Origin of the sequence: Spirosoma agri, from assembly GCF_010747415.1 — a bacterium.
GTDB lineage: Bacteria > Bacteroidota > Bacteroidia > Cytophagales > Spirosomataceae > Spirosoma > Spirosoma agri.
On the sequence record NZ_JAAGNZ010000001.1, the window covers coordinates 264,460 to 279,685 of the forward strand.

A 15,226-nucleotide genomic window follows, 5' to 3' on the forward strand; every position below is an offset into this window, starting at 1 on the left:
TTTTTGGTTAAAAATCACCGGTTATACCAACTGAAATCACGCGGGGCGATGGCCAATGACCGTTATCGACGCCACGTTCCTGAATGTTCGCTCCGGTTATATCCGGATCAAGACCTGAATAACTGGTGATCGTAAACAGATTCTGACCACTTACATACAGCCGAACATTGCGGACGCTTAGTTTGGTGAGCAGCGTTTTCTGGAAGGTGTAGCCTACTTCCACATTGCGTAGCCGGACGTAGGACGCATTTTCGAGCCAGCGATCGGTGTAGGAAAAATTGTTGGAAATGATACCCTGATCACCCGATTCAAGGCCGATACGCGGGTCATTGGTACCGGTATTCGTCGATGACCACGGGTTCACATCGCCCCGGAAGTTGGTGTTCTGGTAGGTGTCCAGACTGCGCCGTACGTCGTTGTACACCGTATAGCCAAACACGCCGATGAACTGCACATTCACGCTGAACTGTTTGTAGCTCCCGTTAAACTGAGCACCCGCCTGGAGCTTTGGCCAGGGAGAGCCCACAAACTGCCGGTCGTCGTTCTGGGTAATCTGTCCGTCGCCGTTGGTGTCCACGTAGCGAATGTCGCCGGGTTTGGCATTAGGCTGAATCAGCGCGCCGTTCGGACCTCGGTAGTTGTTGACATCTTCCTGCGTCTGAAAAATACCCGCCGTTTTCAGCACATACCACTGGCCAACGGGACGGCCCACCTGCGAACGGGTATTGCCACTCTGGATGTAATTCACGTCCTGCCCCTGGTTACCTACGTTCTCGATCCGGTTCTTGATGGTGGTGAAATTTCCCGATACATCCCATTTGAACGGGTTTTTGTTGTTCCGGTACGTTAGCGAGAACTCAAATCCCTGGTTGCGGATCGACGCCGTATTGACGTACGGATTTCCCTGAAGATTACCCAGATAACCCGGCACCGCCAGATTCAGAATAGCATCCGATGAGAGCGAATTGTAATAGTTGATTTCGGTCGAGATGCGGTTGTTGAGAAAGCTGGCCGTTACGCCGTAGTTCTGCGACAGTCGCTGCTCCCAGCGCAGATCGGGGTTGGCCAGCTGGGCCTGATAAGCCCCAACGTTGGGCGTTTGATCGACCCCGAAAATGGTACGGGGATTGTTGTTGATGAAGGCCGTGTACGGAAATGAGCCCAATGTCGGAACAACAATGCCAAGCTTCCCATATGAGGCACTAAGTTTCAGGTCCGAAATCCAGTCGGCGTGGAAAAACTTCTCCTCACTGATACGCCAAGCTCCGGCAACCGACGGGAAGAAACCGGTGCGGTAGTTGGCTCCAAATCGTGAATCCTGATCGACCCGACCGGTCAACGTCAGCAAATACCGGTCATTGTAGGTATAGTTGAGCCGGCCCAGATACCCCAGAATCCGGTAATCGGTTCCGGTACCACCGGCGGAGTTCGAGGTACCCGTTGCGGCATCGATCGTGCTGAAATACTGTCCGCCTGAGGTCGCCAGATTTGTCCGGGAGCCCGTCGTATTATCCCGCCGGGCGGTTTGCTGACTGATCCCGACAACGCCATTGATGCTGTGCAGGCCAACCGTTTTGTTGAAATTCAATGTGTGCTCGAACAACAGGCTGTAGTATCGCGACCGATCTTCGCTAACTGAACTGGGGACCGGTGAGGCACTATACTGGTAGACACCAAGCTGACGGAGCCCCTGATTATAGTCGAAACTCGCTTCCAGACCCGCATTGGCGCGGTAAGACAGCCAATCGGTCAGCTTCACGTCCAGATAGGCATTCCCGACCAGTTTGGCAAAGTTACTTTTGTTTGTAGACAGGTTGCGGGCGGCTACGGGGTTAAACGCATAAGTGATCGCATCCGGATTCGTGCCAATGCCGTAGCCACCCGGATTACTGGCGTTGATGTAGCGCGGGTCCTGCACCGGAATGACGGGCAGCATGGTGGCCATGTCGTAAATCGGGTTGATGCCTGCCGGTGGGTTCTGAATGTTCGAGTTTGTCAGCACAACGTTCTCGCCAACCGTGAACCGCCCCAGCTCACTCCGTGTATTGATGCGCAGACTCGCCCGGTCGAACGTACTGCCGATCACATAGCCCTCATTTTTGAAGTAACTTCCCGAAATCAGATACGAACTGGTCTTCGTGCCTCCCGACAGGGTCAGGTTGTAGTCCTGTAAACTGCCCGTATGCAGGACCTGGTCTTGCCAGTTAGTGTTGATGTTCGGGTTAAACGTGCCCGTGGCTACGCTGGATGGTGGGGTCTGACCGGAGTTCTGATACTGTTGTCGTTGAAGGGCTGCAAAGGCGGAAGCATCGGTGACGTTCCAGCGTTTGTAAATGTCCTGCGCGCCATATTTTGCCGAAAACGACACGCGGGCCGGCCCTTCCTTGCCCTGTTTGGTGGTAATGATAATCACCCCATTTGCGGCTCTCGACCCGTAAATGGCGGCTGCCGACGCATCTTTCAGCACCTGGATCGATTCGATATCATCATTGTTGATGGTCGGGTTCGCATCGGCGATCATGCCGTCAATCACGTAGAGTGGATCGGTATTCAGAAAGCTGGCAACGCCCCGGATCTGAATCGACGCCTGCTGACCCGGCACGCCCGTGTTTCGCACCGTAACGCCCGGCGACAGCCCCTGAATGGATTCGGCCAGGGAGTTTGCTGTCACTTTATTGGATTGAGCGGGATTGATCACATCGTTAGCGCCCGTCACGTCCCGTTTGCGAATCGTCTGATACCCAATCACAACGACTTCGGTGAGCGACCGGGCGTCTGGCACCAGTTTAACGCTGACCGTCGTGCCATTGGCAAGCGATACATCCTGCGTGGTGTAGCCAACACTCGACACCGTAAGCGTTGTCGCGTTGTCGGCTACGTTCAGCGAGAAATTACCATTGGCGTCGGTCGTCGTGCCGTTTTGCCGGTCCGGCGTTCCGGTACTTTTTTCGATGACCGATGCCCCCGGCAGGCCGGTGTTGTTTTCGTCCAGCACCTGACCGGTAATTTGTTTCACCACGGCCGGCGAAGGACGTCTAAATGGAGCACCATTGTTCGGAGCCATCGCAACAAACGGACTCTGTTGCTGGCGGGATTCTATTGGCCCTTGAGCTACGTTGATTCTGTCGGGTTTGATATCGGTCTGCATCAGCCGTTGTGCCATTGAGAGCTGGGCAATGCTGGTCAAACTAAACCCCAGTAGCAAAACGGACAAGGGTACATAGCGGTTTTTCATAAAATTGAGCGGCTTGTTGAGTAGGCAGATAACGTTTGCGGATGATAAACGGGAGCAGTCGCTACCGATAGATTTAGGTATTGACCAGTCATTAGCTGATAAGAAGGCCAACGAACGTACAGTTGCTGGAGTATTATTAATTTATCGCCGGTAGGGTATATTTGATTTATAAGCAGCTATAAACGTAGCGTACGGTAATCGGTCGGTCGATTTTAGCGTGAGTGCTAATTGATCGTAGATTGGTTTGGTTTGCGACGCGTGGCTGACCAGTTCACGTTAGTTCTCTGGTAAAAAATTACAAAAAAATGGGTGAATAACAACAAAATAAGAAGGCCTAAGTATCTAACAAACTGTAGACACGAAGGGTGAAAAAGCGAATTGCGTTGTGAGGCAACGGTCATATGAATGATTTTGTCGATTGGTACGAAACCGGCCGTCACCCCGCCATTACGGGTATCGTATAACGGTATTCGATTGCTTACGTTAGCTCATCGACTAAAGATTAGTGCTGGACAAAAGGCTTTCGTAGTGCTGATGTTTTGAGCATAATCAGCCCATTGTCAAGAATTTTTTAGTGGTCTTTTTCAAACGCTTGCCAACCAAGGCCAGCCACGCAATTCGTTCTAGTTGGTCCAAATCCTCACTGTTACACACAGTTCAGTATGCGTCAGGTTATGTACGGAGAAGAATATAATGACTGATAGACGAACAACAAGGCCTGGTTGGTAACCGGGCTTTTGTTTGTCTTCAGGAGTGAGTAAAGGTATCAGGCAGGAATTTTCTGGCGTAATATGCAGTGGATAAAGGTAACCATAGAGACAGGCCCGGTTCGACAGACTGGGTTTTGCTTTGCCCCGAATCCTCATCAAGCCCAACTCCTATATGCTGACCCGGTTAGAGACATGGAGAAATCTTTCAGGTAGTACAGACAAGGCCCGTTCATATTGTACGGGTTTTTCTATGCCGAATTTCTCAGGTGATTGACGGGTTGATGAGCTACAGGTTGTTAAACCGAAATTCGAGAATGTCGACTTACTAGCGCCGTTATCTCACCAAAATGGCCGCTTCATTAACGCTATTGTTCAGTAAAGTAATTCATAAACGTATAGACAGATAGGACAAGGCCTGACCCATGGTCGGGCTTTTGTTTTACTTATCCCATACTCTTTTTGGGTTACCAGGCCCAGCGGAACGGGAGTCAACTGATCCCTGAGCCAAACGAAACGTATCAATCTGTAGCTTTTGTCAACATCTGACAGCTGTTGAGTTGGCGGTGTCCGCAAATTTTTTCGAAATCCTGCACTACTATTGTTGACCGATAAAACGCTGTTTATCTAGATAAAAGCAAAGCATTGCCTTAATAAGTGCTATTCTGTAGATGTAATAGGCTATAACAGTATATCTCGATAGACTAATAGGTAAATGACTGTCTATCAGATTTTTGCAAAAATGTTTGCATAGAAAAAAAACGTAACCCACCTTTGTTCACTGATCCATAAGCGTTGTACTAAGTTGTCTTGTGGAACAGGCGAACCATGAACGTAGTCAATCGAATTGTTGCGTGTGCCGATCCCGGCTTTCAGACCAGCAACTCCTTTCTTCAGCTTATGCGTTGTTGTCACTAACACACGCTGGCAGTTTCTTGACCTGGTCTACCGGCAAGTGCTGCTGATTTGATTCGCCAGACAAAACACGACATCAACTTATTGTTCGTAAAAATCACCCAGTTAACCTAACTAGACACTTATATTCTATTTAATATATAGATTAATAGTACTAATGAAAAGCCATGAATGTTAACACTAATGCTATTGATTGGTACCAGGTAAGCTACGCAATCACTGGATTCGACCGGCCGAGTTTTGTCCGAGATATTGCCGAGGTCATTCCCCAAGACGACACCTGTCAACTCACTCAGCTTTGTTTTGAAGCGGATGGAGTACGGGCGAGTGGATGGCTGACTGTCCGGGTGCAACAAAAGCAGGGATTTATAACCATAGACAATCGGCTGCGCGCTGTGCGGGGGATCGTAAGCGTAAAAGCGGATCAGTCTCAGTTTGCCAACTCTTGATAAGCAACGAAACGCGCACATCTTGCCGTACTCATTTTCTCACTAATCCAACGAGTTCTACCATGACAATTCCCCAGATGACTAGCTGAAGTAGCCAATTACCACGGCAGTAGCCGCACGCGCATCGGTGCATAAAAAACCGGAACGGCGCCAACCGTCCCGGCCAGTCACAATAAGACAGCAATCGCCGAAGCAATTTTCAGTGCCAATAGGTGCTTCCAACACCCACTGGTCTGCCTCATTTCTCATGTAACCATCGCAAAGTAATGACAAAAGCTCTATTCCTGTGGGGATTAAGCCTAATAATTCCATTTTCAGTACTGGCACAATCAAACGCGCCGACCATTAATGCCACGATCAATGGCCGAATCAATGACCAGCGAACTCAGGAGCCATTGATCGGTGCCACCGTCTTGATCAAAGGAACGACCAACGGGGCAACGGCTGATACCAAGGGTCGATTTGTGCTGAAAACCGGCCAAAAACTTCCCTTCACGCTGGTCGTAAGTTACATTGGATACCAGTCGAAAGAAGTCGTTGCCGAAGGAACGACCATCAATATCGATCTGGCTGCCGATGCCAAGCAACTCTCCGAAGTCGCCGTTGTGGGCTATGGCACTGTCGAACGGAAGAACCTGATCGGGTCACTCTCTAAAATTGATCCTACCGATACAAAATTGATTCCGGTCGGCAGTGTCGATGCCCAGCTACAGGGTAAAGTAGTGGGTGTCCAGATTTCCAGTGCAACGGGTGTGCCGGGCGAAAAGGTGAATATCCGGGTGCGGGGAGCCACCTCCATCAACGGCAGCAACGATCCGCTTTATGTGGTCGATGGGGTGTTTATAAACAACAATAGTCTGCAAACCATCGGTACGGGTGGTAAAGCGACTTCACCCATCGCCGATATCAATCCATCGGACATTGAACGGATCGACGTGTTAAAAGACGCCGAAGCAACGGCTTTGTACGGTTCGCGTGGGGCGAATGGTGTGGTACTGATCACCACCAAGCGTGGATCATTCGGCCAAAAACCGACTATCAATTTGAGTGTGTCGGCTGGCGCAGCGAAAGCGGCCAAACTCTGGGATCTGACTACGGGTCCTGAACACGCTACGTTAGTGAATGAGTGGTGGATCAATACCGGCAACGATGACCCGACGCTGAAACGAACGTTCGAAAATCGCCCATTCCGGCCGGTTGCCGAAGGTGGACGGGGTTTACCCGAAGAGCAAAAAACGTATGACCGCCTGGGTGAACTGTTCCGCACGGCCCAGCTCCGAAACTACGATCTCTCCCTGACGGGCGGCACCCAAACGACCAAATATTACATTGGCGGGGGCTTCAACAAACAGGACGCCATCATCAAGCCGGTCACATTTGATCGGGCCAGTTTCAAGGTCAATCTTGATCAACAAGTAAACGACAACGTGCAAGTGGGCGTGAGCAATACGTTCACCCGGACGTACCGGAACCAGGCGCGGGCGGGCGATGGTCCCGCCGGGGGGCTGTTGCAGGCGGCTCTGCATACGCCAACGTACCTGTCGCCGGTCAATGATCAGGGTGTGTTGGTGGGTCGGGCCGGATTCGATAACCTGACTTTACTGCTTAACAACTATGCCGTTAACACGACAAGTCTGCGGTACATCGGTAATCTGTACGCTGATGCGCAACTCCTGCCGGGCCTGAAATTTCGCACCAGTGTTGGCATCGATTACAACAATTACAACGAATCAGAATACTGGAATTCATTGCTCATTGCGGGTAGTCCAAACGGCTTTGCTACCTCAACCGTCAGCCAATACACAACCTGGCTCAATGAACAGACGCTTACCTACCGCAAACGGATCGGGTCTAACCATTCCTTCGGCGCGTTGGTGGGCAATACCCTTCAAAGCGATAACTTGACCCGGACGTATGCCGAAGGCCGTGGCTTCCCAAATAACTCGTTCACCCAGATTTCGTCGGCGGCCACAACGGCCAGTTCACAAAACTGGACGAAAAGTACGCTGGCTTCGTTTTTCGGTAAGGTCGATTACAATTTTGGCGGTAAGTACCTCCTCGATGCCAGCCTGCGGGCCGATGGTTCATCTCGGTTCGGTTCGTCGCGCAAATGGGGGTATTTCCCCGCCGTGGGAGCCGCCTGGCGCATCAAACAGGAAGATTTTCTACGAAACAACGCCGTTATCAGCGATTTGAAACTGCGGGCCAGCTGGGGCGTGACCGGCAATCAGAATGGCATCGGTAATTTTGCCGCTCAAGGGCTATGGATGGGGGGAACCGGCTACCAGGGCAGTCCCGGAATTTCACCGCAGCAGTTGGGTAACCCGGATTTACAGTGGGAACGTACGCGGCAACTGAACGCTGGTCTGGACGCTTCGCTGTTCAATGACCGGATAAGTGTTGAGTTCAATGTGTACAACAAATACACGACTAACGGGCTCATGCAACTGGCCTTACCCGGCACGACAGGCTTTAGTAATTATTGGAGCAATAAGGCCGAGATCAGCAATAAAGGCTTTGAGTTCGGGCTGAACACGGTCAACATTCAGCGGGGCGGATTAACCTGGAGCACAAGCTTCAACGTCGCTCAGAACGTCAACCGAATTGAGAAGCTAGCCACTCCGCTCCGCTACGGAAGCCGCGATCTGATCCTGCAACAGCAAGGCACCCCGCTTTATTCATTCTGGGTCTATAAGCAGCTTAATGTCGATCCACAGACGGGGAACGTGGTGTACGAGGATGTCAACAAAGACGGACAAATCACCGTTGCCGACCGGCAGATATTGGGTAGCATCTGGCCAAAATTCTTCGGTGGATTGACCAATACGCTGACGTATCGGGGTTTTGATGTCAATCTGTTTTTTGCTTACCAGTACGGTAACAAGATTTACAACCACAACAAGTTTTTTGGCGAAGGCGGTGGTGCACGTGATGCCGCTCGAATCATTTTTGCCTCCAATCTGGCCCGCTGGCAGAAACCCGGCGACATCACCGACGTACCCCGTCCCGATGGAATCAATGTCAACAACTACCGCGATGGGGGCAGTCGCTGGCTCGAAGATGGGTCGTTTCTCCGGCTACGATCGCTCACAATCGGCTATACGTTTCCCAAAGAGCTTACACGTCGATTTGGCCTTCAAGGTTTACGCGTATACGCGGTTGGCACTAACCTCTGGCTATTAACTAAATACACCGGTCTTGATCCCGAATCGAGCGCCAGCAGCGACCCTAACTCACAGGGTATTGACCTGGGTACGCCCCCGCAACCTGTTGGTTTACAGGGGGGAATTAGTGTAACGCTGTAATTCAGATCGTCAGTTCTAGGGACCGGACCGCCGTCGGATCACCGACGCGGGGCCGCTTCAAAATAGGGCTAAAACCTCACAAGTATGAACGCTACAAAAGTTATTTTTTCGCTGCTCCTGCTGCTGACGGTCAGTAGTTGCGCTAAATTTCTGGACGTAAAACCGCTGGAGTCCATCTCCGACGCGGTAACGATAACCGATCAAAATTCGGCGCTGACGGCCCTGCGGGGTGTCTACAGCGCGCTGGCTAGTGGCGATTATTACGGCACTAGTTTTCAGTCCATTGGTTACCTGTCGGGCGATAACGTTCAGTGGACGGGCTCTCAGTCGCAGGTGCAGGAGTTCATCAATCATAAAGTCAACGCCGATAATTCAACCATTGCAAGCGTCTGGATCGCGATTTATCGAACGATCAACCGGGCAAACAATGTCCTGGCGAAGGTGCCGACCGTTACCGATCCGGCGTTGACAACAGACCTGAAAAACCAATACCTGGGTGAAGCCTATTTTATTCGGGCACTGGCTTATTTCGATCTGGCAAGGACCTTCGGCGGTGTGCCGCTGATCACCAGTCCAACGGTCAAGCCAACGGACAACGTAGGTGTCAAGCGGAGCAGTCAGGCTGAGACGTACGCGCAGGCATTACGCGACCTCGAAACTGCTGAATCGCTCCTGCCTGCCACCACCGATCGTTACCGGGCTACTCGAAAAACGGTCTGGGCGTTGAAAGCCCGCTATTACCTGTACCAAAACGAGTGGGCTAAAGCGGAAGAACAGGCCACGAAGTTGATCAGTGAGACCACAAACTACCAGCTGCTGAAACCGTTCAGTGCGTTTTTTGCCAGCGATGCGCGGGGTACGGCGGAGTCGGTATTTGAACTGTTTTATAATGGAACAACCGAAGTGAACAACCACCGCAATCAGTGGCAGGCCCAGACCAATGGTGGCACCCGGCAATGGGCTCCCAACGATGCCCTGGTGACCTTGCTTACTACGCCCGCGACTGGTGGTACCCGTAGTACGCTCATCGCGAAAGACAACCAGAACCGCTGGTACGGCAACCTGTATTACCGTAATCCGGCTTCCGATCCGTCATACATCATTCGTATTGCCGAACTCTACCTGATCCGGGCCGAAGCCCGTGCTCAACAGGATAAGTTATCGGGTTCCTTGGCTGATCTGAACGCCGTTCGCGACCGGGCGGGACTGGCCACCACCACCGCGGCCACCAAAGACGCGGCCCTGCTGGCCATCGAAAACGAGCGTCGGGTCGAGTTCGCATTAGAGCCGCACCGCTGGTTCGACCTGGTTCGGACGGATCGCGCTAAGGACGTATTGAACGTAACTGATTCCAAACGGTATCTGCTGCCCATTCCCGTTCAGCAACTGCTGTCGGACCCGACACTTGAGCAAAATCCTGGCTATTAAACTCCGTAAACTATGGCTGTTTTAGATGCACCCCCGCTTCGCCATGAGGCTAACGTGGTCCGCAAGGTTACCGATTGGCAACCCTACGAAAAGACCTTGTTCCGGTTCGTTTTTATCTATTTCGGTATTCAGTTGTTGCCGATCGACGGGCAATTCGTCCAAAATCTGGTTGCGACCGGGGGAGGGTATTCACGCTATGTCTTTAACCTTTCCCGGTACGCTCCGCATTTTTTCGGTCCGCAGGATACCTTCCTGAACTGGCTGGTTGTTGCGATTATTGCGGTCATTGGTACGGTAATCTGGAGCCTGCGGGACCGACAAACCGCGAACTATGATGGCCTGTATTACTGGTTGCGCGTCGCGCTACGATACCGGCTGGCGATCGGACTGATTGCCTACGGGTTTATCAAACTTTTCCCGTTACAGGCCCCGCTACCGTCGATCAGCAATCTGAACACGGCATACGGCGATCATTCGGCCTGGAAACTGTTCTCACTCACACTCGGCATCGTGCCTTCCTACCAATCCTTTCTGGGTGGGGTCGAACTGCTGGGCGGACTGTTACTGCTGCATCGCAAAACGGCCACTATCGGAACGTTGATCATTCTGCCATTCTTGGGGAACGTGTTTTTTTCCAATCTGGCGTACGAGGGCGGGGAGTATGTGTATAGCGGGCTGCTCATCACGTTCGCGCTGGTTCTCTTTGCTTTCGATGCGATCCGGCTCTTCAGACTGGTATCGCTCGAACTACCAACGGCTCCGAATCGGTTTCGGCCAATCTTCTCGGAACAGTGGCAACGCTACGGTCGGCTGGCGCTCAAGGGTGCGTTTGTGCTCTTCGCGGTCGTGGTTTATGGCTACAGCACGTATGCGGCCTACCGCACAGGACCGGTTCGATTCCCGCAAACGCCGGGGTTGCCGGGTGTATCTGGGCTCTATAATGTCAGCGCGTTTCGGATTGGCAACAAAACGCTGCCTTATTCAAAAACAGATCTGATTCGCTGGCAGGACGTTGTTTTCGAAACCTGGAACACGATCAGCATTAAGTCCAACCGGCCCGTAACGCTGCTGAACACGAACGTCGAACAGGTGTCGGGAGCGGACACGGAGCGGGATTATGAACTGGCGGGTTCGCAAGGCCGTCATTACTACCGCTACAGCATCGATAGTACGTCGCGTGGTGCGGATGGTTCGGTATTGACGCTGAAAAATGCCAATCCCAACCATAAGACTGAGACGCTGAAGTTATCGCTGAAGCGGCAAAATGCGTCGACGCTGATCGTATCGGGTCTGAATGAAACCCGTGATTCGGTATATGCTGTGCTTACTAAAATCGATAAGAAGTACCTCATCGACGAAGCCGCCAAAGCGGGTCGGCGCGGGTCGCTTACACTTTAACCTCCTCCGAACATGGCAATTCCTAACATCTCTCCCGAACGGGCTGACCTGGGGCTGGTATCGCCCGAAGAACTGGTTGGGACACATCAGGCTGGGCCGCATCAGGTTGGGCCACATCCAGCGGAAATGAAACAGGCTGGGCCGCATCAGGCTGGGCCGCATCAGGCCAATAGTCGAACAGAAGCGATTAAGCAGCCACCTGCTCAACATCGTCGGGCGTGGACCGAAGGACAGAAGGTTCTGTTCCGAATCGCGTTTGTGTTTTTTGTGAGTATGTCGTTGCCCAACAACGTAGCGTGGTACAAAGAGGTGATTGCCTTGGATTGGCTGCATCTGCATTACCGCGATCTGTACGATGTGGCCCGTTTCGGATCAGGCTTGACAATTTTCGGTAATAAACTGTTTGGTAGTCCTTTGAACGGGTACGCATCCTGGATCATCACCCTGATTTTTGCCACGGTCGGCGGACTGATCTGGACGGCTGTTGCCCGGTTTCGCCGGAAAGAAGCCCGCGATTATGACCTGTTGTATTACTGGTTACGGGTAATTGTCCGTTACCGGGCGGGCATTGGTATTATCGGTTTCGGCTTCACGAAGCTGATGCCCACGCAGTTACCCTATCCTTCGCTGGGCTTACTGAACACGAACTTCGGCGATCTGACCGCGCAGAAGATCTACTGGCTCTCCATCGGCATTGCGCCCTGGTACGAAGTCTTTACGGGTGTGGTCGAGGTACTGGCTGGGGCACTGTTGTTCTTTCGGGCTACCACGTTCTGGGGTGCGGTACTGCTGTTTGGTGCGCTGGCCGACATTGTGTACGTCAATTTAGCCTACGACGGTGGGGTTCACGGCTACAGTTCTTATTTCGTGTTGCTGTCGGGTTTTCTGCTGGTGTACTACATCAAAGACATCTATACCCTCCTGATCCGGGAGCGCCCCACTATCCCCGCTTATTTTTATCCCGCGCTGACGGGTTGGCAGCAATACGTTCGCATTGGCCTGAAAACGGCGACCATTGGCATTTTTTTGGTACTGCTCTATTGGCTCCAATACGTCAACTTCGTCTATGATCCGTACAAACAACCGGCGCAGAAAGGGGTGAAAGAACTGCGCGGTAATTACAACGTCACGGAGTTTCGGCTCAATGGTAAACCAGTACCGTATTCACCGTTGGATTCGGTACGCTGGCAGGAAGCGACCTTTGAGAATTGGACGACGTTGACGTTTAAAACGGCTAAACCTGTTGAACTGGACCTCTCGAACGGGGGCGGGGCACCGATGCGCGACATCAACCGGACGTTCGAGCTGACGGGCGTTGCGGGTGGACAGCGGGTGTTCTATTACGAGGCTGATACGAAAAATCACGTACTGTACTTGCAGGACAAAAATCGGGGGGCACGAAATGCCGAAAACCGGGAATTCCTCGCTAACAACGGTGATCTGGGTGGCGCTGGCCGGCGACGGGGTGAACCGGGGGGGGGCAAATCAGAAAAAGCGACCCAGCCTGACAACTGGATACCGAAAACAGCGCTGGCCAACATAGGTCCCGAGGATTCAAAAATTGATCCCATCGCCCGCTCTACCCGACGTACGAAAGGCATTGACGCCGAATCGAAACCGGCCAACCGCAACCGGATGATTCTCAACTATAAAACAACGGATGGGCAGCGGGTTGTTTTGACCGGTATCAACGAGCATAACGATTCGATCTACGTTGTGCTGGACCGGATGAAACGAGCCTATGCGCTGTCGGAAAGTACGCTCAAAGCCGGCACGTATGAGTAAACTACTGGTGATTTTATCTACCATATGGGTAGGGCTGGGCGGCTTGATTCCCCAACTGCCCAGACCACCTTTGCCCCACGCAGTCGGCGATACGTTGCCGAATCGATTTGGGTTTGGCAAGCCCGCGACAGCCGCTCAGATCTCCCGGATCGATATCGACGTGCGACCCGATGGGGTTGGGCTACCTGCCGGATCGGGAACGGCCGCGAAGGGACAAGTGATTTTTGTCAGCAAGTGTGCGGCCTGCCACGGTGTAGGGGGCACAGGCGGAGCCCAGGGGGCTTTGGTCGTCACAGCGCCCGCGCCTGGCAAACGGCCGGCCAACGTCATTGGCAATTACTGGCCTTACGCGAGTACGGTCTTCGATTACATCCGGCGCGCTATGCCTTTTGCCGAACCGGGATCACTCACCAACAACGAAGTGTATGCACTCACGGCCTATCTGCTCAGTGCCAATAACCTTATGGATGAGAAAACGGTCCTCGACGCGAAAATTCTACCGACAATACAAATGCCCGCTCAGAAACGGTTTGTGCCCGACGATCGACGGGGTGGTCCTGACATACATTGATAATGAGTTTCTTTGACAAACAACAAAACCTGAAGCCCGAGCGCGACGAGAATCAATCGACGCATCCGCCGAAACTTACCCGAAGAACGCTGCTGGGTGGAGCGGCAACGGTTGCCGTCGCGGTCGTACAAACTTCATGGACAAAAGGCGTGCAGATCGGCATTCCCGAACAACCCGACGATCCTACCCGACGAATGGGCATACCGCCGGGCGAGGTTGGCACCCGGTCGCCGTTCGAGAAAGTGGTTAGGAAAGCGTCTGATATCTCGTCCCGAACGCCGTTGCAGGATTTACACGGGACCATCACGCCGTCCGATCTGCATTTCGAGCGACATCATAACGGTGTACCGGCCATCAATCCCGCTACGTATGAACTGCTCATCCATGGGCAGGTAGAGCGGCCAACCGTGTTTTCGCTGGCTGATCTGAAGCGGTTTCCATCCGTGTCCCGTATTGCCTTTTTGGAATGTTCCGGCAACTTCCGGACGGGTAAAGAAACCATGAGTCCGCAGGAAATTTGCGGGCTGACCAGCCAGAGCGAATGGACTGGCGTGCGACTCTCGACCTTATTTCGGGAAGTGGGCGTGAAGCCAGACTCCGCTGACGGTCGCCCCGGCTGGTTTCTGGCCGAGGGCGGTGATGCCGCTGTTATGTCACGTAGCATTCCGCTTCGCAAGGGCTGGGACGATGCGATTATTGCGTACGCCCAGAACGGGGAAGCACTTCGCCCCGAACAGGGTTATCCGGTACGTCTGTTTTTGCCCGGCTGGGAAGGGAACACCAGCGTGAAATGGCTGCGTCGGCTCGAAATCGGTGATCAGCCCTGGCAGACCCGTGAAGAAACATCGAAGTACACCGAAGGTATCAAAGGGGGCAAAATCCGGCAATTTAGTTTCGACATAGACGCACGGTCGATCATTACCTTTCCCGCTTATCCCGTGCAGGTGGAGCGGGGCTGGATCGAGATTCGGGGACTGGCCTGGAGCGGGCGGGGCAAAGTTGTTCTTGTGGAGGTTAGCACGGATGCTGGCAAGCGTTGGCAACGAGCTGACTTGCAGGAGCCGGTACTGGATAAAGCGCACGTTCGCTTTCGGCATCTCTGGCAGTGGAACGGTGCAGAAACCGAAATTATGAGTCGCGTGACGGACGAGACAGGATATACCCAGCCCACGTTTGCCCAGTTGATCGACGCACGGGGGGCTGATACGGGCGGCTACCATTTCAACCCGATTACGGCCTGGCAAATCAAACCCGATGGTCGGGTGCTGAACCGTCCGGAGAACTGGCGATAACTTCCTGGTCAAAGCAAGAGGGTATCTGGCTAAGCACGAAGTACAGGTATCGATTTTAAGACGCAACGGCAAGCCTACACGAATTGCATCCTCTTTTTAAGTAGTCACTTATAATCTATTTGTTATATAGGTTTTGTGTAT

8 protein-coding genes are annotated in these 15,226 nt (G+C 52.7%); 7 read left to right on the forward strand and 1 reads right to left on the reverse strand.

Going from position 1 to position 15,226, the window contains the following annotated elements; genetic code table 11:
• Positions 1-7: 7 nt before the first annotated feature.
• Complete coding sequence (locus tag GK091_RS01190; protein ID WP_164034810.1) at positions 8-3,235, reverse strand: SusC/RagA family TonB-linked outer membrane protein; 3,228 nt, start codon at positions 3,233-3,235, stop codon at positions 8-10.
• A 1,789-nt stretch (positions 3,236-5,024) separates the two neighbouring features.
• On the opposite strand from GK091_RS01190, the gene GK091_RS01195 reads away from it, so the two are divergent.
• The 7 genes from GK091_RS01195 (at position 5,025) to soxC (ending at position 15,085) form a co-directional block, all read left to right on the forward strand.
• Positions 5,025-5,306 (forward strand): ACT domain-containing protein, encoded by a 282-nt coding sequence (locus GK091_RS01195; protein ID WP_164034811.1) that lies wholly within the window; start codon positions 5,025-5,027, stop codon positions 5,304-5,306.
• A gap of 266 nt (positions 5,307-5,572) precedes the next feature.
• The gene (locus GK091_RS01200) at positions 5,573-8,611 is read left to right on the forward strand and encodes a SusC/RagA family TonB-linked outer membrane protein (protein WP_164034812.1); all 3,039 of its coding nucleotides are present in this window, start codon (positions 5,573-5,575) and stop codon (positions 8,609-8,611) included.
• An 84-nt stretch (positions 8,612-8,695) separates the two neighbouring features.
• Complete coding sequence (locus GK091_RS01205; RefSeq protein WP_164034813.1) at positions 8,696-10,039, forward strand: RagB/SusD family nutrient uptake outer membrane protein; 1,344 nt, start codon at positions 8,696-8,698, stop codon at positions 10,037-10,039.
• 12 nt (positions 10,040-10,051) lie between these two features.
• Positions 10,052-11,437 (forward strand): DoxX family protein, encoded by a 1,386-nt coding sequence (locus GK091_RS01210; RefSeq protein ID WP_246202110.1) that lies wholly within the window; start codon positions 10,052-10,054, stop codon positions 11,435-11,437.
• 12 nt (positions 11,438-11,449) lie between these two features.
• The gene (locus GK091_RS01215; protein ID WP_164034814.1) at positions 11,450-13,222 is read left to right on the forward strand and encodes a hypothetical protein; all 1,773 of its coding nucleotides are present in this window, start codon (positions 11,450-11,452) and stop codon (positions 13,220-13,222) included.
• Positions 13,215-13,793 (forward strand): c-type cytochrome, encoded by a 579-nt coding sequence (locus GK091_RS01220; protein ID WP_164034815.1) that lies wholly within the window; start codon positions 13,215-13,217, stop codon positions 13,791-13,793. Before GK091_RS01215 ends, GK091_RS01220 begins: the two co-directional genes overlap by 8 nt.
• 2 nt (positions 13,794-13,795) lie before the next feature.
• The gene (soxC, locus tag GK091_RS01225) at positions 13,796-15,085 is read left to right on the forward strand and encodes a sulfite dehydrogenase (RefSeq protein ID WP_164034816.1); all 1,290 of its coding nucleotides are present in this window, start codon (positions 13,796-13,798) and stop codon (positions 15,083-15,085) included.
• Positions 15,086-15,226 lie beyond the last annotated feature (141 nt).

Coding starts and splice junctions, on each gene's coding strand:
- GK091_RS01205 (WP_164034813.1), top strand. CDS start 8,696: ATGAACGCTACAAAAGTTATTTTTTCGCTGCTCCTGCTGCTGACGGTC.
- GK091_RS01195 (WP_164034811.1), top strand. CDS start 5,025: ATGAATGTTAACACTAATGCTATTGATTGGTACCAGGTAAGCTACGCA.
- GK091_RS01210 (WP_246202110.1), top strand. CDS start 10,052: ATGGCTGTTTTAGATGCACCCCCGCTTCGCCATGAGGCTAACGTGGTC.
- soxC (WP_164034816.1), top strand. CDS start 13,796: ATGAGTTTCTTTGACAAACAACAAAACCTGAAGCCCGAGCGCGACGAG.
- GK091_RS01215 (WP_164034814.1), top strand. CDS start 11,450: ATGGCAATTCCTAACATCTCTCCCGAACGGGCTGACCTGGGGCTGGTA.
- GK091_RS01190 (WP_164034810.1), bottom strand. CDS start 3,235: ATGAAAAACCGCTATGTACCCTTGTCCGTTTTGCTACTGGGGTTTAGT.
- GK091_RS01200 (WP_164034812.1), top strand. CDS start 5,573: ATGACAAAAGCTCTATTCCTGTGGGGATTAAGCCTAATAATTCCATTT.
- GK091_RS01220 (WP_164034815.1), top strand. CDS start 13,215: ATGAGTAAACTACTGGTGATTTTATCTACCATATGGGTAGGGCTGGGC.